This window comes from Stenotrophomonas sp. 2YAF26 (genome assembly GCF_052114625.1).
Classification (GTDB): Bacteria; Pseudomonadota; Gammaproteobacteria; order Xanthomonadales; family Xanthomonadaceae; genus Stenotrophomonas; species Stenotrophomonas indicatrix.
Genome location: NZ_JBFRFC010000002.1, coordinates 171395 through 191247, shown reverse-complemented (window position 1 = coordinate 191247; position 19853 = coordinate 171395). Strand labels below are relative to the sequence as shown.

19 protein-coding genes are annotated in these 19853 nt (G+C 67.1%); 5 read left to right on the top strand and 14 right to left on the bottom strand.

Annotation, left to right across the window (positions count from 1 at the left end; translation table 11 throughout):
• Nucleotides 1-2: 2 nt before the first annotated feature.
• The 13 genes from AB4Y98_RS03225 to AB4Y98_RS03165 form a co-directional block, all read right to left on the bottom strand.
• Nucleotides 3-839, bottom strand: a complete 837-nt coding sequence (locus tag AB4Y98_RS03225) for a phosphatidate cytidylyltransferase (protein ID WP_025877667.1) — start codon at nucleotides 837-839, stop codon at nucleotides 3-5.
• Nucleotides 836-1603 (bottom strand): polyprenyl diphosphate synthase, encoded by a 768-nt coding sequence (gene uppS / locus AB4Y98_RS03220; protein WP_442243755.1) that lies wholly within the window; start codon nucleotides 1601-1603, stop codon nucleotides 836-838. The genes AB4Y98_RS03225 and uppS overlap by 4 nt, the downstream gene beginning before the upstream one ends.
• 5 nt (nucleotides 1604-1608) lie before the next feature.
• Nucleotides 1609-2163, bottom strand: coding sequence for a ribosome recycling factor (gene frr, locus AB4Y98_RS03215; protein ID WP_099821430.1), 555 nt, complete (start codon nucleotides 2161-2163; stop codon nucleotides 1609-1611).
• A 97-nt stretch (nucleotides 2164-2260) separates the two neighbouring features.
• On the bottom strand, nucleotides 2261-2989 hold the full coding sequence (gene pyrH / locus AB4Y98_RS03210) for a UMP kinase (RefSeq protein WP_025877663.1): 729 nt from the start codon (nucleotides 2987-2989) through the stop codon (nucleotides 2261-2263).
• Between the two features lie 119 nt (nucleotides 2990-3108).
• Complete coding sequence (locus AB4Y98_RS03205) at nucleotides 3109-4647, bottom strand: sensor domain-containing diguanylate cyclase (RefSeq protein ID WP_312107859.1); 1539 nt, start codon at nucleotides 4645-4647, stop codon at nucleotides 3109-3111.
• A 269-nt stretch (nucleotides 4648-4916) separates the two neighbouring features.
• Nucleotides 4917-5795 (bottom strand): translation elongation factor Ts, encoded by an 879-nt coding sequence (gene tsf, locus AB4Y98_RS03200; protein ID WP_032975792.1) that lies wholly within the window; start codon nucleotides 5793-5795, stop codon nucleotides 4917-4919.
• Nucleotides 5796-5920: 125 nt separating this feature from the next.
• Nucleotides 5921-6724 (bottom strand): 30S ribosomal protein S2, encoded by an 804-nt coding sequence (rpsB, locus tag AB4Y98_RS03195; RefSeq protein WP_025877657.1) that lies wholly within the window; start codon nucleotides 6722-6724, stop codon nucleotides 5921-5923.
• A 219-nt stretch (nucleotides 6725-6943) separates the two neighbouring features.
• Nucleotides 6944-7639, bottom strand: coding sequence for a fimbrial biogenesis chaperone (locus AB4Y98_RS03190; protein ID WP_363730891.1), 696 nt, complete (start codon nucleotides 7637-7639; stop codon nucleotides 6944-6946).
• Nucleotides 7639-7866, bottom strand: coding sequence for a hypothetical protein (locus tag AB4Y98_RS03185; RefSeq protein WP_394195764.1), 228 nt, complete (start codon nucleotides 7864-7866; stop codon nucleotides 7639-7641). Before AB4Y98_RS03185 ends, AB4Y98_RS03190 begins: the two co-directional genes overlap by 1 nt.
• A gap of 100 nt (nucleotides 7867-7966) precedes the next feature.
• Complete coding sequence (locus tag AB4Y98_RS03180; RefSeq protein WP_442243754.1) at nucleotides 7967-9001, bottom strand: Csu type fimbrial protein; 1035 nt, start codon at nucleotides 8999-9001, stop codon at nucleotides 7967-7969.
• Nucleotides 8998-11337: a fimbria/pilus outer membrane usher protein gene (locus tag AB4Y98_RS03175; RefSeq protein ID WP_442243753.1), complete on the bottom strand. Its 2340-nt coding sequence runs from the start codon at nucleotides 11335-11337 to the stop codon at nucleotides 8998-9000. The genes AB4Y98_RS03180 and AB4Y98_RS03175 overlap by 4 nt, the downstream gene beginning before the upstream one ends.
• A 7-nt stretch (nucleotides 11338-11344) precedes the next feature.
• A complete protein-coding gene (locus AB4Y98_RS03170) occupies nucleotides 11345-12100 on the bottom strand; it encodes a fimbrial biogenesis chaperone (protein WP_442243752.1) in 756 nt (251 codons plus the stop codon).
• Complete coding sequence (locus tag AB4Y98_RS03165) at nucleotides 12100-12627, bottom strand: Csu type fimbrial protein (protein ID WP_025877648.1); 528 nt, start codon at nucleotides 12625-12627, stop codon at nucleotides 12100-12102. The genes AB4Y98_RS03170 and AB4Y98_RS03165 overlap by 1 nt, the downstream gene beginning before the upstream one ends.
• Nucleotides 12628-12800: 173 nt before the next feature.
• Between AB4Y98_RS03165 and map the strand changes: the two genes are divergently transcribed.
• Genes map through dapE form a run of 5 tightly spaced genes read left to right on the top strand, consistent with a single transcriptional unit; the run spans nucleotide 12801 to nucleotide 18807 of the window.
• Entirely contained in the window at nucleotides 12801-13643 is an 843-nt protein-coding gene (gene map / locus AB4Y98_RS03160; RefSeq protein ID WP_080277585.1) for a type I methionyl aminopeptidase, read from the top strand.
• 2 nt (nucleotides 13644-13645) lie between these two features.
• Nucleotides 13646-16273 (top strand): [protein-PII] uridylyltransferase, encoded by a 2628-nt coding sequence (locus tag AB4Y98_RS03155; RefSeq protein ID WP_442243751.1) that lies wholly within the window; start codon nucleotides 13646-13648, stop codon nucleotides 16271-16273.
• Entirely contained in the window at nucleotides 16273-17304 is a 1032-nt protein-coding gene (dapD, locus tag AB4Y98_RS03150) for a 2,3,4,5-tetrahydropyridine-2,6-dicarboxylate N-succinyltransferase (protein WP_312787012.1), read from the top strand. The genes AB4Y98_RS03155 and dapD overlap by 1 nt, the downstream gene beginning before the upstream one ends.
• A 13-nt stretch (nucleotides 17305-17317) precedes the next feature.
• The gene (locus tag AB4Y98_RS03145; RefSeq protein ID WP_025877641.1) at nucleotides 17318-17683 is read left to right on the top strand and encodes an arsenate reductase; all 366 of its coding nucleotides are present in this window, start codon (nucleotides 17318-17320) and stop codon (nucleotides 17681-17683) included.
• Complete coding sequence (dapE, locus tag AB4Y98_RS03140; RefSeq protein ID WP_442243750.1) at nucleotides 17680-18807, top strand: succinyl-diaminopimelate desuccinylase; 1128 nt, start codon at nucleotides 17680-17682, stop codon at nucleotides 18805-18807. Before AB4Y98_RS03145 ends, dapE begins: the two co-directional genes overlap by 4 nt.
• A gap of 46 nt (nucleotides 18808-18853) precedes the next feature.
• On the opposite strand, the gene AB4Y98_RS03135 is transcribed toward dapE, so the two are convergent.
• The gene (locus tag AB4Y98_RS03135) at nucleotides 18854-19747 is read right to left on the bottom strand and encodes a tetratricopeptide repeat protein (RefSeq protein WP_312787010.1); all 894 of its coding nucleotides are present in this window, start codon (nucleotides 19745-19747) and stop codon (nucleotides 18854-18856) included.
• Nucleotides 19748-19853: the final 106 nt, after the last annotated feature.

Genomic DNA, 19853 nt, shown 5'->3' with positions numbered 1-19853 from the left:
GGTCAGAACCCGAAGATTTCCTTGCCCAGTGCGAACACCGGGATGGCCGCCAGCACGCCGTCGACGCGGTCGAGCACGCCGCCGTGGCCGGGGATCAGGTGGCCTGAATCCTTAGCGCCGGCATGGCGCTTGATCAGGCTTTCGAACAGGTCACCCAGTACCGAGGCGAATACTGCCACCACCGAGGTGACCAGCAGGCCCGGCAGGTGCGCGGCATCGATGCCGGCCAGCCAGCCCAGGCCGACGGCCACCGCAACACCGGCGATCAGCCCACCGACGAGGCCTTCCCAGGTCTTGTTCGGGCTGATCCGCGGTGCCAGCTTATGCTTTCCGAAGTGACGGCCAGCGAAGTAGGCGCCCGAATCGGCGGCCCATACCAGCGCCAGCGCGGCCAGCAGCCACAGGTGGCCCTGATGGCCCGGCGGGTCGCCGCCGGCATGGATCAGTACCAGCGCAGCCCACGCCGGCACGATGGCCAGGGTGCCGGCCAGCAGCTTGAGGATGCGCGCCGGACTGCCAGGCTGCGCGCCGAAGTTGAAGAAGCGCAGCCACACCAGCGCGCCCAGCCACCAGGCCACGCCCACCAGGGTCGCGATCTGGAACAGCACCAGCGTGCCGGCATCGGCCCACACCAGCAGCACCATCAGCACCAGGTTGAGGACCAGCAGCACGGTGCGGGCGAGGGTGTCTTCGACATCGGCCAGCTTCAGCCATTCCCACAGGCCGATCAGCAGCACGGCAGCGGCGGCGGCGGCCAGCCATTGCGTGGGCAGCAACAGGATCGCAGCAATGGCGACCGGCGCCATGATCAGCGCGGCGAGGACTCGGGTCTTGGTCATGGGCTGGACGTCTCGGTGGCCAGGGCGGCGATCTGGGCGCTGGTCAGGCCGAAGCGGCGCTCGCGGCTGGCGTAGGCATCCAGCGCCAGCTGCAGCTGCGTGGCGTCGAAATCCGGCCACAGCGCTTCGGTGAACCACAGCTCGGTATACGCCAGCTGCCACAGCAGGAAATTGCTGATGCGGGTATCGCCGCCAGTGCGGATGAACAGGTCCGGTGGCGGCAGGTCGGCCAGAGCCACCTGTCGCCCCAGCAGGGATTCGTCGATCTGCTCGGGGAGCAGGCGGCCGGCGGCCACTTCAGCGGCCAACGCGCGTGCGGCACGGGCGATGTCCTGACGGCCACCATAGCTCGCGGCGATCGACAGGGTCAGGGCGCGGTTGTCGGCGGTGCGCTGTTCGGCCAGCTGCATGCGACTGACCAGGGCGGCACCGAAGCGCTCGCGTTCGCCGATGAAGCGCACGCGCACGCCGCGCCGATGCAGCTCGTCCACTTCGCGGTCGAGCGCGCCGAGGAACAGCTTCATCAACGCGTCGACTTCGTCCTGCGGCCGGCCCCAGTTCTCGCTGGAGAACGCGAACAGGGTCAGCGCCGGAATGCCCAGTTCCAGGCAGCGCTCGATGGTACGGTTGACCGCGCGCGCACCGGCTCGATGGCCGATCACGCGGGGGCGACGGCGCTGCTGTGCCCAACGCCCGTTGCCATCCATGATGATGGCGACGTGGCGCGGGAGGGCGGCCGGCAGGGGAGGCGGGACTGAAGGCATCGACTTCAGACCGACATCAGTTCCTTTTCCTTGTCGGCGACGACCTTGTCGATATCCTTGATGTTGGCGTCGGTCAACTTCTGGATATCGTCTTCGCCGCGCTTCTTCTCGTCTTCGCTGATGACCTTGTCCTTCAGCAGCTTGGCGACTTCCTTGTTCGCATCCTGGCGGATGTTGCGCACGGCGATCTTGGCGCCTTCGCCTTCCTTCTGTACCTGCTTGGCCAGTTCCTTGCGGCGCTCTTCGGTCGGCGGCGGCAGGTTGACGCGGATCGAGGTGCCGATGGTGTTCGGGGTCAGCTCGATGTTGTACAGGCCCTTCTCGATCTCCTTGATCATGCTCTTGTCGAAGGGCGTGACCAGCAGGGAGTGGGCGTCGGGGTTGGAAATGGACGCTACCTGGTTCAGCGGCGTGCTGGCGTTGCCGTAAGCATTGACCGTGACGCGGTCCAGCAGGGCCGGCGTTGCGCGGCCGGTGCGGATCGAGGTGAGGGTGTGCTTAAGAGCGTCGATGCTCTTGGCCATGCGCGTCTGCGCGTTGTTCTTGATGTCGTTGAGCATCGCCAGGGTCCTGGATGTAACTGGAATCGGGCGATTATAGGCGAATACGGGACGCCGCCGGGCCTGAATCGGCCCGGAGGTCGCCTTGCGCTCAGCCTCAGGCCGGATCGCGGCCCTGGACGAGGGTGCCGATGTTCTCGCCGTGCAGGATCTTCAGCAGCTCGCCCGGCTGGCCCATGTCGAACACGCGCATCGGCAGGTCGCTGTCACGGGCCAGGGCGAAGGCGGCGGTATCCATCACTTCCAGGCCACGGCGGATCACTTCGTCGTAGCTCAGGCTGTCGAAGCGGACGGCGTCGCTGTACTTGTTCGGATCCTTGTCGTACACGCCATCGACCTTGGTTGCCTTCAGCAGCAGGTCGGCGCCGATCTCGATCGCGCGCAGGGCGGCGCCCGAGTCGGTGGTGAAGAACGGGCTGCCGACGCCAGCGGCGAAGATCACCAGGCGGCCCTTTTCCAGATGGCGGATGGCGCGGCGGCGGATGTAGTCCTCGCACACGTCGTTGATCTTGATCGCGCTCATCACGCGGGCCTTGGCGCCCACTTTTTCCAGCGCATCCTGCATGGCCAGCGCGTTGATGACCGTGGCCAGCATGCCCATCTGGTCGCCGGTGACCCGGTCCATGCCGCCAGCGGCCAGGCCTGCGCCGCGGAAGATGTTGCCGCCACCGATGACCAGTGCGACTTCGGCGCCAGCCTGCTGGGCCTCGACGACCTCACGGGCCAGGCGATTGATGATCTTGGGGTCGATGCCGTAGTCCTCATCTCCCATCAGCGCCTCCCCGGAAAGTTTCAACAGGATGCGGCGATAGGCGAGCTTGGACATAGGGACCTCGGGTGCGTGGAAATCGCGGGCGATTCTACGCGCAAGCGGCGCGCGGCCAAAGCGTTTTGTGCACTGCGGCGCAAAATGCCGGTGTGCCCCGTGCATCCGGGGCGCACCATTCAGCCAAGCTCGGCGCCCGCAGTGGCAGACAGTTCATCATGCCCCAGTTCGCCGGGAGAGCGCGCGATGACCCGGTTGCGGCCCAGGTTCTTGGAGCGGTAGAGCACGTCATCTGCGGCGCGCAGGAGGTCCTGCACACCGGCAAAACGCTCGTAACCACCTTGGGTGGCCACGCCGGCCGAGAAGGTGATGAACAGCGGGCCGCCTTCCAGTTCCGCCATCGGGGTGGCGACGATATTGGCCAGCACGCGGCGGATCACGTCAAGGGCGACCGATTCGCTGGTATTGGGCAGCAGCGCGACGAACTCCTCGCCGCCGAAACGGGCCACGGTGTCGCTGTTGCGCAGTTGCCCCTGCAGTTTGCCGGCGAAGGCGCGCAGCACCTCATCGCCGGTCAGGTGGCCGTGCGCGTCGTTGATCTTCTTGAAATCGTCCAGGTCGATGAACGCTACCGACAATGGCCAGCCATGGCGGCCGGCGCGCAGGAACTCCTGCTCAAGCACGGCTTCGAGCTGGCGGCGATTGAGGACGCCGGTCAGGGCGTCGCGATGGGCCTGGTCGGCCAGGCGCTTGGCGCGGGCCTCGAATTCATCGGCGCGACGGCGGGCCTGGTCGGCATCCTGCAGTTCGCGCAGGTTGCGCAGGGTGGCCAGCTCCTGGGCGTGGTCGATCAGCTCGCGCACGCGTGCCGGTGAATTCAGGCCGTTCTCGAACAGGCTGGCGATGTCCGGCAGCGCTTCGCTGATCCGGGCCAGGACCTGGTCGAAGCGGGCGCTGTCCATCTGCAGTCGGTCGTGGACCTGCTGCAGGGCGCTTTCGCGGGCGGTATCGGCGTCTTCATCCAGCCAGATGTCGGCAACGGCTCCAGACAGCTGTACGCAGGCCTGGAATGGATTCTCGGCGGTGCCTTCGTCTTCGCTGTGGCGGATGCTGTCGACCAGGTAGCGCGGCAGGCCCCACTCCTCGGCGACCCAGGCGCCGACGTCGGCGTGGCTGCAGCCGAGTTCCTGGCGCTCGCGCGCGATCAGATCAGGGTTGTCGCGCGCTTCGCGCAGCAGGGGCAGGTAGCGTTCGGATTCGGCCTGGGCCAGGCACAGCACGCCCATGTCCTGCAGCAGTCCGGCCAGCATCAGCTCCTCCAGTCGGCGCAGGCCGCGGGCCTGGCCGAGCTGGCTGGCCGCCAGCGCGCTGAGGATGCTGCGCTTCCAGGCGCGTTGGCGCAGGTCGTGGTCGGCGCCGCCTTTGCCGGTCAGGCCCTGGGTGACAGTGAAGCCCAGGGCGAGGCTGATCGTAGCGTTCAGCCCGAGCATGGTCAGCGCCTGGCCGAGGTTCTCGATCCGGCGCCGGCTGGCGTACAGCGGTGAATTGGCGATACGCAGCATGCGTGCACTCAACGCCATGTCGATGGCGATGATGTCCGCAGCGGTCGCGATGTCCGCTTCCGGGTCCTGGGCCAGTTCGATGATGCGCAAGGCAATACCGGGCGGCGAGGGGAGGTTGCGGCAAAGCGCCAGTGCAGCTGTCAGCTCGGGAGGCATGTCGGGTCGTTCAATTCCATTAGGACAAGAATACCTAGGAATGCATCACAGTCTGCGAATTTCGTTCCTGTTATGTGACTGCAGGTTCCCTGTGCCGAGTATCGGCTTGATTCGCTTGCAACGCAAAGGTGTCGGTGTGCGCACCAACGGTGCGCACCCACAGATTCGGCCACCCACAGGTGAGGGGCACCCACAGGCCCACCGGCATAAAAAAAGAGCCGCGGTTTCCCGCGGCTCCTTCTGGTTTCATTACAGCCGTGAGGCTGGAATCAGACCTGCATCGCCTTGGCAACTTCGGCGGCGTAGTCTTCCACCACCTTCTCGATGCCTTCGCCAACGACCAGCAGCTGGAAGCCAGCCACGTCGGCGCCGGCGGCCTTGACCACCTGCTCGACGGTCTTGTCGCCGTCCAGCACGTAGCTCTGGCCGTACAGGGTCACTTCGCTGACGATCTTGTTGATCTTGCCGCTGATGATCTTTTCCAGGATGTCGGCCGGCTTGGACTTGTCCTTCTCGGACATCTTGGCCAGTTCGATTTCCTTTTCCTTTTCCACGAACTCGGCCGGCACATCGGCGGCCTTGTTGTGCGGCGGCTTCAGCGCAGCCACGTGCATGGCCAGGCCGCGAGCCAGTTCGGCGTCGCCACCGATCAGGTCGACCAGCACGCCGACCTTGCCGTTGGTGTGGACGTAGGAACCGACGTTGCCGGTGGTGTCCAGCTTGACCAGGCGACGGATCTGGATGTTCTCACCCAGGGTCTGCACGGCGGTCGCGCGGGTTTCTTCGACGGTCTGGCCGGTCGGCAGGGTGGCCGACTTCAGGGCTTCCACGTCGGCGGCGCCCGATGCCAGTGCAGCGGCAGCGACGGAATCGACGAAGTTCTTGAAGTTGATGTCGTTGGCGACGAAGTCGGTTTCCGAGTTGATCTCGACCAGCACGGCCTTGCCGCCGTCCTGGGCCAGGCCCAGACGACCTTCGGCGGCCACGCGGTCAGCCTTCTTGTCGGCCTTGGCAGCGCCGGACTTGCGCAGCGCTTCAGCAGCGGCGTCGATGTTGCCGCCGGCCTCGGTGAGCGCCTTCTTGCATTCCATCATGCCGGCGCCAGTGCGCTCGCGCAGTTCCTTGACCAGGGAAGCAGTGATTTCCACGGGATTACCTCACGAAAGAAAGGGGTTGGGCCGGCATGGTGGCCGGCCCGTGTGACAGTGTCCTGTCGTCGCGCCATCGGCAGCGGACAGGAAAGGTGGGCGCGTGGCGCCCACCGGGGCCTGGATCAGGCCTGGGCTTCGCCCTTGTCGGCAGCAGCCTTCTTGGCCGGAGCGCGGCGAGCCGGCTTGCCTTCTTCGGCCGGAGCGTCGGCGAACTCTTCTTCACGGACGGTGGCAGCGTGCGGTGCAGCAGCCTTGCCTTCCAGCACGGCGTCAGCAGCGGCGCGTGCGTACAGCTGCACGGCACGGATGGCGTCGTCGTTGCCCGGGATCGCGTAATCCACCAGCTCCGGGTTGTAGTTGGTATCGACAACGGCGATCACCGGGATGCCGAGCTTCTTGGCTTCCTTGATGGCGATGTCTTCGTGGCCGATATCGATGACGAAGATCGCGTCCGGCAGACGGTTCATGTCCTTGATGCCGCCCAGCGAGGCTTCCAGCTTGTCGCGCTCGCGACGCAGGCCCAGCACTTCGTGCTTGACCAGCTTCTCGAAGGTGCCGTCGGATTCACCGGCTTCCAGTTCCTTCAGGCGGGCAACCGACTGCTTGACGGTACGGAAGTTGGTCAGGGTGCCGCCCAGCCAACGCTGGTTCATGAACGGCATGCCGCAACGCTCGGCTTCTTCGCGGATCGACTCACGCGCGCTGCGCTTGGTGCCCAGGAACAGGATGGTGCCGCGCTTCTGGGCAACCGACGAGATGAAGTTCATCGCGTCGTTGAACAGCGGGACGGTCTTTTCCAGGTTGATGATGTGGATCTTGCCGCGGGCGCCGAAGATGTACGGAGCCATTTTCGGGTTCCAGTAGCGGGTCTGGTGGCCGAAGTGGACGCCGGCTTCCAGCATCTGACGCATGGTGACCTGGGGCATTGCAAAACTCCTGATGGGGAACCGGCGATTCCGCCCGCGGGATAGGTATGCGGGACGCGTGGAAGCGCTGAAGGTTCCGGGGTTGGGCTTCCCTGTTGCCTCCGTGGCCGAACTCCTTGCGGAGCACCCCGGCACGGATGGGGGCAGCAGGTGTGGATTCACCGGTGACGTCCGGTGTGGACGGTGTCCCGCGCACGCGGCGGCAGGACATCCGGGCAATTATAGCCCGCTTGGCTGGCTCGCTGCAATTGCGGGTGTCTGCGCCGCCAGAATCACCTCTGTGCCGTCCTGCAAGCGGGCATGGAACCTGCCGCCTGCATAGCCATCGGCGCGCGGCGGCAGCTGCCACTGGCGCTGGCGCGCCGCCAGTACGTAGCCGGCAAGACCGGGCAGCAGCAGGCTGCGTTGGCCGCCAGCCGCCTCATAGGCAAGGTCGCTCAAGCGCGCGTGCCCGGTGCCACCGTTCAACAGTCTCAGTGTGAATTGCGACCCGTTGACCACCAGCTCTGCCCGCAGGCAGGGGGGCGTTGGGCCGACCGGTTCGCTGCGGAACAGGGGCAGTGAATAGCGCGGCATGGCCGGTTCTGCCGGAGCCAGGATGATACGGAATGCCTGTTCAGCGGCCACAGGTGCGGATGACGCCGGCAGCAACCAGACGCGCTGGCGTGCACCGGCAGGAAGGTCCAGCAGGGTCGGACTGGCCAGCACCTGCGCGCTGCGTTGCAGGTGTTCGGCGCCCGGTTGCTGGTCCCACGCCCAGATCTGCACCTGGCCGCGCCAATGCCCAGGGCCAGGATTGCGCAGCCACAGCTCGGCCCGCCCCTGCGCAGCCGGCAGGTTCAGGGTGGTCGGCACCAGCTCCAGCGCCTGCGCGGCAATAGGCAGCACCGCGGCCAGCAGCAGTAGCCGGCGCATCAGTAGTAAGTGGTGGGCGGTTCGGGCAGCGAATGCCCCTGTTCGTCCTGCGCTGGCGGGGCCAGTTCACGGACCTGGGGCGGCAGGTGACCGCCGTCGCTGTGCTGCTGTGGCACCGGGCAACGTGGGCCACGCTCCGTGCCGGCGCAGCCTTCAACCACAGTCAGGCGGATCTGCAGTGGGACGGGCGCCGGGTCGGCCCACGCTGTCGTGCTGGTGATGGACATCGCTCCGATCAGTATTCCGCGAACCACCTGCCATCCACCGTGTTGTCGACTTGATGCGCGGTATCGGCCGACAGGGGGGATTCTGTAGAGCGGGCTCCCCTCAGTAGGTGATCGTCACCTGCACCAGGTCGTTGTAGGTGCCCGCCGGAGGCTGTCCGGCGACGGGAGGCACACGCCCGAATATGTTCAGTGTCTGCGCGCTGCCAGTGCCGACGCCGCTGAAGGTGTCCACGGTGAGCGTATTGCCCCAGCGCTGGCTGCGCGCAGCGTCCCGGTACAGCTCGTAGGTCAGGTAATAGCTGTTGCTGCCGATGGTGGTACGCATGCGCCGGGTGGTGGTCAGGGCCGGGTTGTTCTGACCGTTGTTCAGGCCGACCTGGTAGGCGGTGCGCTTGAGGCAGGTCAGGGTGAGGGTGGCGGTCTGGTCGATGTTGGCGGGAATGCTGCCGGTGACGTTGCCGAAATTCATGGTGGTGGTGAGGTAGCTGCCGCATTGCGGCAGCACGGTGGCAGTGGCATTGAAGGTGAAGGCATTGCTGGCGGTGTTGGTGCCGGTAGCGCCGCCATTGCAGGTGGCCGGTACGGTGGCGGTGCCCAGCAGCACCTCGTTCCAGGCCCAGGTGAGCACCACGTTGGCCCCGGTGAAGGTGCTGCTGTAGTTGCCGGAGGCCAGCACCTGGTTGGCCGGAATCTGTGCGAACAACTGCGTGGTACGGCTGCCGGAGCCGCCGATCAGCGGCACGTTGTAGGTCATCGTCAGCTCCTGTGCGGGAGGTGTACCGCGCGGTGCCAGGCCGGTGACTTCGCTGTAGTTGGCGACGTTGTAGATCTGGAAATTGAGCGGATCACTGCTGCCGTTGACCATTGTCCGCCACGGCGAAGTACTGGTGCCGCCGGTGCCATTGCCCAGGCCGATGCAGACGCGGATGCCGGTGGTGGCGATCAGGCTGAGTGCGGCGGTGGAGCAGTTCACGGTGATGTTCAAGGTGCCGGGGGTGGCACCTGGCGCGCCGCTGCTGACGTTGCCGAAGGGCAGCAGCGCGTCGGCGGTGGCGGTGCACGTCGCGGCCGCGCGTGTCGGCGCACTGGCGATCAGGCCGGCCAGAAGCAGCAGGCCGAGCAGCAGCATCCTCATGGCGCCACCTCCGGCACGCATTGCAGCGGGGCCGGGCGCGCGCTGGCCCCGACGGCGACCACCTGCGGTACCGGCACGCGGACCCGGCACTGGCCACCGCTGCTGGTGATGTACAGCACGCTGCCAGGTGCAACGTCCTCCAGGTACAGCAGGCCGTCGTAGCCCACGGTGGCCTGGCGGCCATCGGGCAGCTGCACTTCGCTGCCCACCTCCAGCGGTTGCCCCCTCATGTCCTGCAGGATCAGCCGCAACGACGCGCGCGAACGCAGGTTGAAGGTCAGGCCGGTGCCGGCGCGCTGGCGGGGTGTCACCCAGTCCTCGATGCGATCAGCGCGCATGTCCGCCGGCAGGTCCAGGGTGTCGATGGAGACGCGGTTGCGCTGCCAGGACAGCAGCGGACTGATCAGCAGCAGGCCCCGATCGTCGGTGACACCGATCAGGCGGTTCTCAAGCCGCACCGGCACACCGCCAACGCCATTCGTGCTGACCACGGCGAAGGCGTCGGCGACTTCGCGGGCGGCAAAGGTGTGCCCGGCCATCCACACCAGGCTGCCGCTGGCGCTGCCATAGGCGTAGTTGAGGCCCGCCTGGCGGGAGGCACCGAAGGCATAGCGGCCGACATCGTTGAGGATGCCGACTTCGGCCAGGCCGCCGCTGCCGCCGTCGCCATGGCGGACCTGTGCGCGCCAACCGATACCACCTGCGCTGCCGTCGCCCGGCACCGGCTGGGTGACGTCGGCAACCCAGCTCTGGCTGTCACCGTTGCGCTGGCTGGACAGGCTGGCCTGGCGGTTGTTGCCCAGGCTTGCGGTCAGCGACAGGTAGACACTGCGGTCATCGCTGTTGTCCAGGTTCTGGTTGACCGACAGGTAGGCCGACCAGCGCTGGCTCCAGCTGCGGGACCAGAACAGGCTGGCATAACGGTTGTCATCGCCATCGGGGTAGCGCAGGCGCAGGTAACTGGCGCTGAGCGTGCCCAGGCGCAACAGGTCCAGGCCGACCGTGGCCTGCTCGCTGATGCTGGGCGGCAGGTTGGCCTGCAGCGCGCCCAGGTCGCGGTAGTCGCCGTGGCTGCGCACGCTGCGCAGATTGAAGTTGAAATGGCGGTTGTTCCAGCTGTACCCCAGCGCCCACTGGCCGCCCTGCAGGCCCTGGTAGCGGCTGTGGGCGTAGGCGGCATTGAATACGCCCGCACCGCCCAGCAGCCACCAGCCGCCCAGGCCGGCCTGTGCCAGGCCGCCGCCGCCTTCGGCGTGTGCTTCGCCGGTGAACGTATCGCTGACGCCGCCGCGCCAGCTGGCGCTTGCCACGGTACGGTCGTCGTAGGCGAAGGAGCGTTCGCCGAACTGCTCGCGCAGCTGGCCGACGCCGAGCGACCAGTCCGACAGGCCCTTGGCCAGCAGCTGCTGGGTGCCGTAGAAGCTGAAATCCAGCGTCTGCATGCGGCCAAAGGCGTCGGTAACCACGACCTGCGCGCTGCCGTTGCCGCTGATGCCCGGTTGCGCCGCCAGCTGGAACGGCCCTACCGGCACCTGGCCGCTGTACTGGCGCAGGCCATCCACATACAGCTCGACCGTGGATGGCACCACCGCCTGGCCGAGGAAGGCCGGGGTGGGGGTGAGAACGCGATACGGCTGCAGCCCATAATTGCGCCCGATCTGCAGGCCGCCCAGGCGTACCGGCCGGCTCCAGTCGACAAAGCCGCTGTAGAAGTCGCCCACCTCCAGGGTCAGCGCCTTGTCCGGGAAATCCAGGGTCCAGCGCGTATCAAGGCGTACGCTTTCGCTGCGCCAGTGGCGGTCTCCGGTCTGGTAGCGACGGCTGACGGCGGTGCTCTCGAAGGTGCCGGTACCGATGCCGAACACCCGCAGTTCAGAGCTCAGGGCAAGGTTGCCCAGGCTGTCGACGCGGCTGCCGTACAGGTCGTAATTGAGCAGGACGCCGGGCGAGGCGCTGCCGCGGGAAGCGCGGACCTGCGGGCGGCTGAGCACGGTCGTGGGCAGGGTCAACTGGTCCAGTGGCACGTCCAGCGCCAGGGTCTGCAGGTGCGCGTCATAGCGCACCACCGCACCGCTGATCTGGTCCAGATACACCGGGGCATCGCCGCTGGTGTTGAAGCCAAGCTGGCGCAGGATCTCGGGGCTGGCCTGCAGGCGGCCACGATTGTCGGTGAAGGGCAGCAGGCCGCGTGGCGTGCTGTTGAGGGTCACGTCCAGGTACAGCGTCTGGTTGGCCGTGAGCGGGGTCGGCGGAGGCAGCAGGGCATCGGCGGAGACCCCGGAGACATCGGCTGCATGGGCCGCCGGGGACAGGGCCGCACCGAGCGCTGCGCTCATCAGCGCCTCAGCGAGCCGGTGGTGGCGGCAGCGACGTCTGTTCCGACTCGCCATTGAGCTTGGCCGTGATCTGTTCGTTGTCGCGGTCGATCGCCGTGCGCGCCAGCGGCCAGCGCATGACCTGGCCGGGCAGCACATAGCCCAGCAGGCCGGGATGGACGATGCGCGGCCGCTCCGGGCTACCCAGGGCGAGGTCAGCGATCTGCGCGTAGCTGTTGCCGGTATTGCCTACTTCCACGCCGTTGCGTCCGTCGTCCAGCCGGACCAGGCGGGCGTGCAGCTGCGGTGCCAGCCGGCTGCCAGCGCCGGGTTGCACGAATACCGGGATGGAATAGCGCAGCACGAACTGCATGCCTTCGGTGCGCGTGGCCAGATCGGGCACCTCGTCGACGATCAACCGGTAGTACTGCTGCGCAGCCGGTGTGTCGGCCACGGCGCGCATGACCCGTACCAGCTGCTGCTGGCCGGCGGCCAACTCCTGCATCGGTGGCGTGGCCAGCAGATCTTCGGTCGGCAGCAGCTGTTCGTTGCCGTCCTGCTGCACCCAACGGAATACCCGGACCTGCAGCTTCACCGGCGAGGTGCCGCTGTTGGTCAACCACAGTTCGCCGGCGCGCTGGCGTGCCTCCAGCTGCAGGCTGGTGGGCGCGACCTGCAGGCTGGTTGCCGAGGCCGCGGAGACCCAAAGAAGCAGGCTGAGAACGAGCAGCGCCACGCCGGTGGCGCGCCACGGGCGGGATCCGGCCATGCGGGCGTGCTCCATCAATAGGTGATCGTTGCGGTAACGGTATCCAGGTAGTTGCCGGTCGCAGCGTTGGCCGTGCTCAGGTTGAGGATCTGGCCGTAGACGATGTAGGGCACCGCCAGGCCGGTGCCGATGCCGGCCTGGGTGTTGGTGCCCGTGGTGGCGCCCCACACCAGGGTATGCGCCGCATCCTGGTAGAGCTGGTAGCCCACGTAGTTGTTGGCCGTCACTGCCGCGTTGGTGTTCTTCATCCGCCGCGTGGTGACGTCATTGGCCGTGCCGGCATTGGCACCGGCGTTGAGCGAGATGGTGTACGGGGTCAGCGCCGAACACTGCGCGGTTACGGTGCCCTGGCCCAGGGTCGGGGTGGCGGTGGTGGAGGCGGCGGTACCGAAATCGACGTTGGTGGCGGCGGCCGCAGTGATGGTGCAGGCCTTGGTGACCACCAGAGTGACGTTGAACGTAGTGGTGTCGGCGGCGGCGGCCGGGCCTGCCACCAGCAGGGCCAAGGCCCAAGCCCAGGGGGAACGAACGGTGGATCGCATGGACAACCTCCCTGACCCGAAGGTCCGTTGAACAGCGCGAAGTCGGCACGTTCGGCGCCGATTTGACGACAGTGGGGCCAGCGTAGGCACCGCAAGTGTCTGTATTCCGTGAGAAACAGGCGATCGAAAGGGTGTGGCTCATCACGCTTTCACGTTCCTTGCCGGATCCGTGCATGCCCCGGATCGCCAGTTGGGTGGCGTTCGTTCAGATTGCGGCCGGATCGGCGATAATGGGAGCCATGAGCGTGAATATCAAAACCCCGCAGGAAATCGAGATGATGCGCATCGCCGGCCGCCTGGCCAGCGAAGTGCTCGACATCGTCACCCCCCACGTCAAGCCCGGTGTCACGACCGAGGAACTGGACCGCATCTGCCACGACCACATCGTGAACGTGCAGGGCGCCATTCCGGCCAACGTCGGCTACCGCGGCTTCCCCAAGACCGTGTGCACCTCGGTCAACAATGTCATCTGCCACGGCATTCCCAGCGAAGGGAAGGTCCTCAAGGATGGCGACATCATCAATATCGACGTCACCGTCATCAAGGACGGCTGGCATGGCGACACCAGCCGCATGTACTTCGTCGGCACCCCGTCGGTGATGGCCAAGCGCCTGGTCGACGCCACCTACGAGGCCATGTGGCGCGGCATCCGCGCGGTGCGTCCGGGCGCAACCCTGGGCGACGTCGGCCATGCGATCCAGAGCTACGCCGAAGGCGAGCGTTTCAGCGTGGTGCGCGAGTACTGCGGCCACGGCATCGGCAAGGTCTACCACGATGAACCGCAGGTGGTGCATTACGGCCGTCCGGGCCAGGGCCTGGTACTGCAGCCGGGCATGACCTTCACCATCGAGCCGATGATCAACGAGGGCACCCGCTACAACAAGGTGCTGCCCGATGGCTGGACCGTGGTGACCAAGGACCGCAAGCTGTCGGCACAGTGGGAGCACATGATCGCGGTCACCGAGACCGGCGTGGACGTGCTGACCCTGTCGCCGGGCGAGTCGCAGGTCTCCTGACGATGCTGCCGGCGAGTTCGCTGCTGGACACGCCGGCCGCGTCGCTCAACGACCCGGACTGGGCTGCTGCCGCGCGCGACGCGCTGCAGCAGGCCGATACGCGCCTGTACCGCCGCTTCGACCAGGGCGACAACATCGAGCGCCTGCTGGCACTGCGCGCGCGCGCGGCCGATCACCTGATCCGCCATGCGTGGCAGCGCTGCCTGCCGGCCGACAGTGGCCTGTCGCTGTTTGCGGTCGGTGGCTATGGGCGCGGTGAACTGTTCCCGCGCTCGGACATCGACCTGCTGGTGTTCGGCGATCCGCAGGCGCAGCTGGCCCATGAAGAGGCGCTCGCGCGCCTGTTCGCGCTGCTGTGGGATTGCGGCCTGGCGGTCAGCCACGCGGTGCGTTCGGGCGGGCAGTGCAGCGAGGCTGCAGCTGACCAGACCGTGCTGACCGCGTTGATCGAAGCGCGCCCGCTGATGGCCGATGAGGCGGCGCGGCGTGCGCTGCGTGCGGCAGTGGATGACCGCGAACTGTGGCCGCCGCGTGCGTTCTTCCTGGCCAAGCTGGAGGAACTGCGCAACCGCCACCAGCGTTTCGGCGACACCGCTGACAACCTGGAGCCTGACCTGAAGGATGGCCCCGGCGGCCTGCGCGATCTCAACACGCTGGGCTGGATGGCGCTGCGTGCGTTTGGCGTGCGCGATCTGGAAGCGCTGGTCGGCCTGGGCCACCTGGGCGCTGACGAGGCCGCGGCGCTGAAGCGCGAACGTGCGGTGCTGGCGCGACTGCGCTTCGGCCTGCACCTGGTGGCGCGACGCCCGGAAGAGCGCCTGCGCTTCGATTACCAGAAGACCCTGGCCGCGCGCCTGGGCTTTGAGGACGATGCCGAGAGCCTGGGCGTCGAGAAGATGATGCAGGGCTTCTACCGCGCCGCTTCGGTGGTGCGGCGGATCAGTGATCGTCTCCTGCAACGTTTCGAGGAACAGTTCGATGGCGAGGCACAGCCTGAGCCGCTGACCGTGGGGTTCGCGCTGCGCCGTGGCTATCTGGCGGCCAACGATGCCGACTGGCCGAATGCTGACATCGGCCAGGTCTTCGCGCTGTTCGCCAGCTGGGCGAACAATCCGCAGATCCGTGGCCTGCATTCGTTGACTGCGCGCGCGCTGGCCGAATCGCTGCCGTTGCTGCCTGCCTATGACCAGGCAGACCCTGATGCGCGCGAACAGTTCATGGCCCTGCTGCGTGGCCAGCGCCCGGTCGACACGCTTTCGCGCATGGCGCGGCTGGGCGTGCTCGGGCAGTGGATTCCCGCATTCGCCCAGGTCAGCGGGCGAATGCAGTTCGACCTGTTCCATGTCTACACCGTCGACCAGCACACGCTGATGGTCCTGCGCAACATGGGGCTGTTCGCCAGCAGTCGCGCCGATGAACGTTTCTCCATCGCCCACGAAGTCTGGCCGCGCCTGCGCAAGCCCGAACTGCTGCTGCTGGCCGGCCTGTTCCACGACATCGCCAAGGGGCGCGGCGGCGATCATTCCGAACTGGGCGCGGTCGATGCACGGGCGTTCTGCCACGCGCAGGGGCTGAGTGGTTCGGATACCGAACTGGTGGCCTGGCTGGTCGAACAGCACCTGCGGATGTCGGTGACCGCGCAGAAGCAGGACATCGCCGATGCGGACGTGATCCATCGCTTCGCGACCCTGGTCGGCAGCCGCGACCGCCTGGATTACCTCTATCTGCTGACCTGCGCCGACATCGCCGGCACCAGCCCGAAGTTGTGGAACGCGTGGAAGGACCGGCTGCTGGCCGATCTGTATTTCGCTACCCGCCGCGCGCTGCGCGAGGGCCTGGAGCATCCGGTGCCGGCCGCCGAGCGCGTGGCCGAAGCGCGCGACAGCGTGCGTGCACTGGTGCGCGAGCAGGGCTACGACGATGCCACCATCGATCGCCAGTTCGCGGTGATGCCCGACGAAGGCTTCATCCGCCTGCGCCCGGAACAGCTGGCATGGCAGGCTGCCGCGCTGATACCGATCAAGCAGGGCCAGACGCTGGTGAAGGTTCGCCGGATCAGCGTCGATGATCCCGCGCTGGAAGTGTTCGTGCATTCGCCGGACCGTGACGGCCTGTTCGCCGCGATCGTGATGACCCTGGACCGCAAGGGCTACGGGATCCACCGCGCGCGCGTGCTGGATGGTCCGGCAGACACGATTTTCGATAATTTTGAAGTGAGCCCGGCCGATACGTTTGCCGATGGCAGCAGCGCCAATCTGGAAGCGGCCCTGCGCGAGGCGCTCAGTGGCGACTTGGCGCGGCTGCGTCCCTCGCGCCGGGTGGTGCCACGCCAGCTGCGCCACTTCCGTTTCGCCCCGCGCATCGAGTTCCGCGATGAACCCGGCGCGACCCGTTTTGCCTTGGTCGCGCCCGACCGCCCCGGCCTGCTGGCCGACGTGGCGTTCGTGCTGCGCAACCAGGGATTGCGCGTGCAGGACGCGCGCATTGCCACATTCGGCGAACGCGCCGAAGACACCTTCGTGATCAGTGACGAACACGACCTCCCCCTGACTGAATCCGCCCGGCAGCAGCTGCATGACGCAATGCTGGCCTGCCTGGACCCTGATCGAAACGCCGGAGACTCCGCCTGATGGCCACCAAGCCCGTAAAGAAGACTGCCGCGACCGCCAAGAGCGCAGCAGCCAAGAAGACCGCTGCCGCTGAGCCGGTTGCGAAGAAGACTGCCGCACCGAAGAAGGCTGCGGTGAAGAAGGGTCCGGCCAAGACCGCAGAAGCCGCGCGCGCCGAGAACATCGCACGCAAGTCGCTGCGCAAGCCGGCCGGCCCGGGCGTGGAAGAACTGAAATTCGGCATCGAAAGCGCTTTCGAGCGCCGCGCCACGCTGACCCTGCACGAACTGGAAGGCTCGACCCGCCCGCTGGTCAACCGCGTGATCGACGGCCTGGAAAGCGGCGAGTTCCGCGTCGCCGAGCCGGACGGCCAGGGTGGCTGGAAGGTCAACGAATGGCTGAAGAAGGCGGTGCTGCTGTATTTCCGCGTCAACGACATGGCCGTGGTCGATGCACGTCCGGCACCGTTCTGGGACAAGGTCGAATCGCGCTTCGCCGGCTATGACGAGGCGAAATTCCGCCGCGGCGGCGTGCGCGTGGTGCCGGGTGCGATCGCCCGTCGCGGCACGTATTTCGGCAAGGACGTGGTGCTGATGCCGAGCTTCACCAACATCGGTGCCTACGTCGGCGAAGGCACGATGGTCGATACCTGGGCCACCGTCGGTTCCTGCGCGCAGATCGGCCAGCACTGCCATCTGTCCGGTGGTGCCGGCATCGGCGGCGTGCTCGAGCCGCTGCAGGCCAGCCCGACCATCATCGAAGACCATTGCTTCATCGGTGCGCGTTCGGAAGTGGTGGAAGGCGTGGTCGTCGGCCATCACAGCGTGATCGGCATGGGCGTGTTCCTCAGCCAGAGCACCCGCATCTACAACCGCGCCACCGGCGAAATCAGCTACGGCTACATCCCGCCGTACAGCGTGGTGGTGTCCGGCTCGCTGCCGAGCAAGGACGGTACCCACTCGCTGTACTGCGCGGTGATCGTCAAGCAGGTCGATGCCCGTACCCGCAGCAAGACCAGCGTCAACGACCTGCTGCGCGGCCTGGCCGACTGACGGAGCCGCACGCATGAGCACCACCGTCTACGGTCTGAAGAACTGCGATACCTGCAAGAAGGCGACCAAGTGGCTGGACCGCTTCGGCGTGCCGTACACCTTCGTCGACTACCGCGACAACAAACCCAGCCCGGAAACGCTGCTGGAATGGGCGGCACAGCTGGGTGGCCTGGCAGCGATGGTCAACAGGTCCTCCACCACCTGGCGGCAATTGCCGGACAACCGCAAGGCCGCCGATTCGGAAGCGGAGTGGAAGCTGCTGCTGCGTGAATACCCGCAGCTGATCAAGCGCCCGCTGGTGGTGACCGCCGACGGCAAGGTGAGCCAGGGTTTCAGCGACAACGGCTTCAAGGCGCGCTTCGGCGTGGGCGGCGCGTGAGCGCCGTCCTCGACCTGGCCTGCGATCTGATCGCACGGCCATCGGTGACCCCGGACGATGCCGGCTGCCAGGTGCTGATCGGCGAACGTCTGCAGGCGGCGGGTTTCACCTGTGAGCACCTGCGGCTGGGCGAGGTCGACAACCTGTGGGCCACCCACGGCAGCGGCGCACCGGTGCTGGTCCTGCTGGGCCACACCGACGTGGTGCCGCCGGGCCCCCGCGAAGCGTGGCAGAGCGATCCGTTCGCACCGCAGATCCGCGATGGCGTGCTGTACGGTCGCGGCACCGCGGACATGAAGGGCAGCGTGGCTGCGTTCGTGATCGCTGCCGAACAGTTCGTTGCCGCCCATCCGCAGCACACGGGCACGCTGGCGGTGCTGTTGACCAGCGATGAAGAAGGCGATGCCATCGACGGCGTGCGCCATGTCGCGCGCCTGTTTGCCGAGCGCGGCCAGCGCATCGACTGGTGCATCACCGGCGAGCCGTCGTCCACCGCCACGCTGGGTGACCTGCTGCGCGTCGGGCGGCGGGGCAGCCTGTCGGCCAAGCTGCGCGTGCAGGGTGTGCAGGGCCACGTGGCCTACCCGGACAAGGCGCGCAATCCGATCCATCTTGCCGCGCCGATGCTGGCCGAACTGAGCGCACGGCGTTGGGACGAGGGCTACGAGAGCTTCCCGGCGACCAGCCTGCAGATCTCCAACATCCATGCCGGTACCGGCGCCAACAACGTGATTCCCGGTGAGCTGGAGGTGGATTTCAACATCCGCTACAACCCGCATTGGGATGCAGCGAAGCTGGAAGCGGAGATCACCACGCTGCTGGACCGTCATGGCCTGCATTACACGCTGAAGTGGCACCGCAGCGGCGAACCGTTCTACACCCCGGAAGGGACGTTGCGGGCAGCGGCGCGCGCGGTGCTGGCCGAGCACACCGGTCGCGCGCCTGAAGAGAGCACCGGTGGTGGCACCTCCGATGCGCGCTTCATCGCACCCCTGGGTGCGCAGTGCATCGAAGTCGGCCCGGTCAACGCCAGCATCCACCAGGTGGATGAAAACGTGCGGGTGGACGAGCTGGAAGCGTTGCCGGGGCTGTACCAGCGACTGGTAGAGCGCCTGCTGGTGTAGCGCTCGTCCACCGGGTTTCTGTGGATCCGCCGGGCATGGCCCGGCGCTACTCCGAGAACTGGAAGAACGGCGGCTTGATCGCTTCGCGCCAGTACGACTCGTCGGCCATGTAGAAGCCCTGTGCGCTGGCCTTGGCGAACCACGCCGCCGCGGCATCCACGTTCTTCTGCAGACCATCGCCGCCGCGGCCGAGTGCCAGCCCGGCCAGGTACTGCCCATACACGTTGCCCTGTGCAGCGGCACGCTCATACCAGCGCAGCGCTTCAGCCTTGTTCTGCACTACGCCGATGCCGGCCTCGTACAGCGTGCCCAGGTCCACCTGCGCTTCGGCATCGCCGCGCGCGGCGCGGCGCTGGATGCGCGCGATCACCGGGTTCGGTGAGGCATCAGCGCTGAGCGGAGTGCCGGGCTTCGCGGACCCGCTGGTGGCATCGCGCAACGGCTGCAGCTTGTACAGCTGGCGCAGGTAGACCGCGCGGCGCAGGCGCCAACGCAGTGCGCCCTCCATGTCGCCACGTCGCTCGTACCACGTCTCCAGATCGCTCATCGCATACGGCGAGCCGTGATAGGCGGCGCGGTGGTACCAGCGGTAGGCCTTGCGCGCGGAAGGTTTGAGCACCACCGCGTCGGGCTTCTGCGGGGCATCACCGCTGTCCAGTCGGCCGCGTTCCAGGATCGTACCCAGCTGCTCCTCGGCACTGGTGGTGCGGTGCGTGCGCGGCGTGGTGGCAGCGGCGCGCGCGTACCAGTCCAGCGCGCGCACGTCGTTGCGGTACTGGTACAGCTTGGCCACGCGTAACGCCGAATCGAACTGGCCATCGGCAGCCGCGGCCAGGGCGTCGCGTTCGCTGTCATCGACCGGGCGGGTGGGCGTGGTCGCGCAGCCGGCCAGGGCGATCACGGCCAGGAGGGGCAGCAGGCGACGGTAGGAAGGGTTCATCCATGAATTCCGGAAAGCGGGCAGGGGATTATCCGGGTCGCTACCGGCGTGGCCGCTGAATCGGTTGCCATCGCAACAGTTGCGCCGCGCCGGAAACCCGGTTACG

Excerpts from the sequence above, each read along its gene's own strand:
- AB4Y98_RS03225 (WP_025877667.1), bottom strand. The coding sequence starts at position 839 with ATGACCAAGACCCGAGTCCTCGCCGCGCTGATCATGGCGCCGGTCGCC.
- uppS (WP_442243755.1), bottom strand. The coding sequence starts at position 1,603 with ATGCCTTCAGTCCCGCCTCCCCTGCCGGCCGCCCTCCCGCGCCACGTC.
- frr (WP_099821430.1), bottom strand. The coding sequence starts at position 2,163 with ATGCTCAACGACATCAAGAACAACGCGCAGACGCGCATGGCCAAGAGC.
- pyrH (WP_025877663.1), bottom strand. The coding sequence starts at position 2,989 with ATGTCCAAGCTCGCCTATCGCCGCATCCTGTTGAAACTTTCCGGGGAG.
- AB4Y98_RS03205 (WP_312107859.1), bottom strand. The coding sequence starts at position 4,647 with ATGCCTCCCGAGCTGACAGCTGCACTGGCGCTTTGCCGCAACCTCCCC.
- rpsB (WP_025877657.1), bottom strand. The coding sequence starts at position 6,724 with ATGCCCCAGGTCACCATGCGTCAGATGCTGGAAGCCGGCGTCCACTTC.
- AB4Y98_RS03190 (WP_363730891.1), bottom strand. The coding sequence starts at position 7,639 with ATGCGCCGGCTACTGCTGCTGGCCGCGGTGCTGCCTATTGCCGCGCAG.
- AB4Y98_RS03185 (WP_394195764.1), bottom strand. The coding sequence starts at position 7,866 with ATGTCCATCACCAGCACGACAGCGTGGGCCGACCCGGCGCCCGTCCCA.
- AB4Y98_RS03180 (WP_442243754.1), bottom strand. The coding sequence starts at position 9,001 with ATGAGGATGCTGCTGCTCGGCCTGCTGCTTCTGGCCGGCCTGATCGCC.
- AB4Y98_RS03175 (WP_442243753.1), bottom strand. The coding sequence starts at position 11,337 with ATGAGCGCAGCGCTCGGTGCGGCCCTGTCCCCGGCGGCCCATGCAGCC.
- AB4Y98_RS03170 (WP_442243752.1), bottom strand. The coding sequence starts at position 12,100 with ATGGAGCACGCCCGCATGGCCGGATCCCGCCCGTGGCGCGCCACCGGC.
- AB4Y98_RS03165 (WP_025877648.1), bottom strand. The coding sequence starts at position 12,627 with ATGCGATCCACCGTTCGTTCCCCCTGGGCTTGGGCCTTGGCCCTGCTG.
- map (WP_080277585.1), top strand. The coding sequence starts at position 12,801 with ATGCCCCGGATCGCCAGTTGGGTGGCGTTCGTTCAGATTGCGGCCGGA.
- AB4Y98_RS03155 (WP_442243751.1), top strand. The coding sequence starts at position 13,646 with ATGCTGCCGGCGAGTTCGCTGCTGGACACGCCGGCCGCGTCGCTCAAC.
- dapD (WP_312787012.1), top strand. The coding sequence starts at position 16,273 with ATGGCCACCAAGCCCGTAAAGAAGACTGCCGCGACCGCCAAGAGCGCA.
- AB4Y98_RS03145 (WP_025877641.1), top strand. The coding sequence starts at position 17,318 with ATGAGCACCACCGTCTACGGTCTGAAGAACTGCGATACCTGCAAGAAG.
- AB4Y98_RS03135 (WP_312787010.1), bottom strand. The coding sequence starts at position 19,747 with ATGAACCCTTCCTACCGTCGCCTGCTGCCCCTCCTGGCCGTGATCGCC.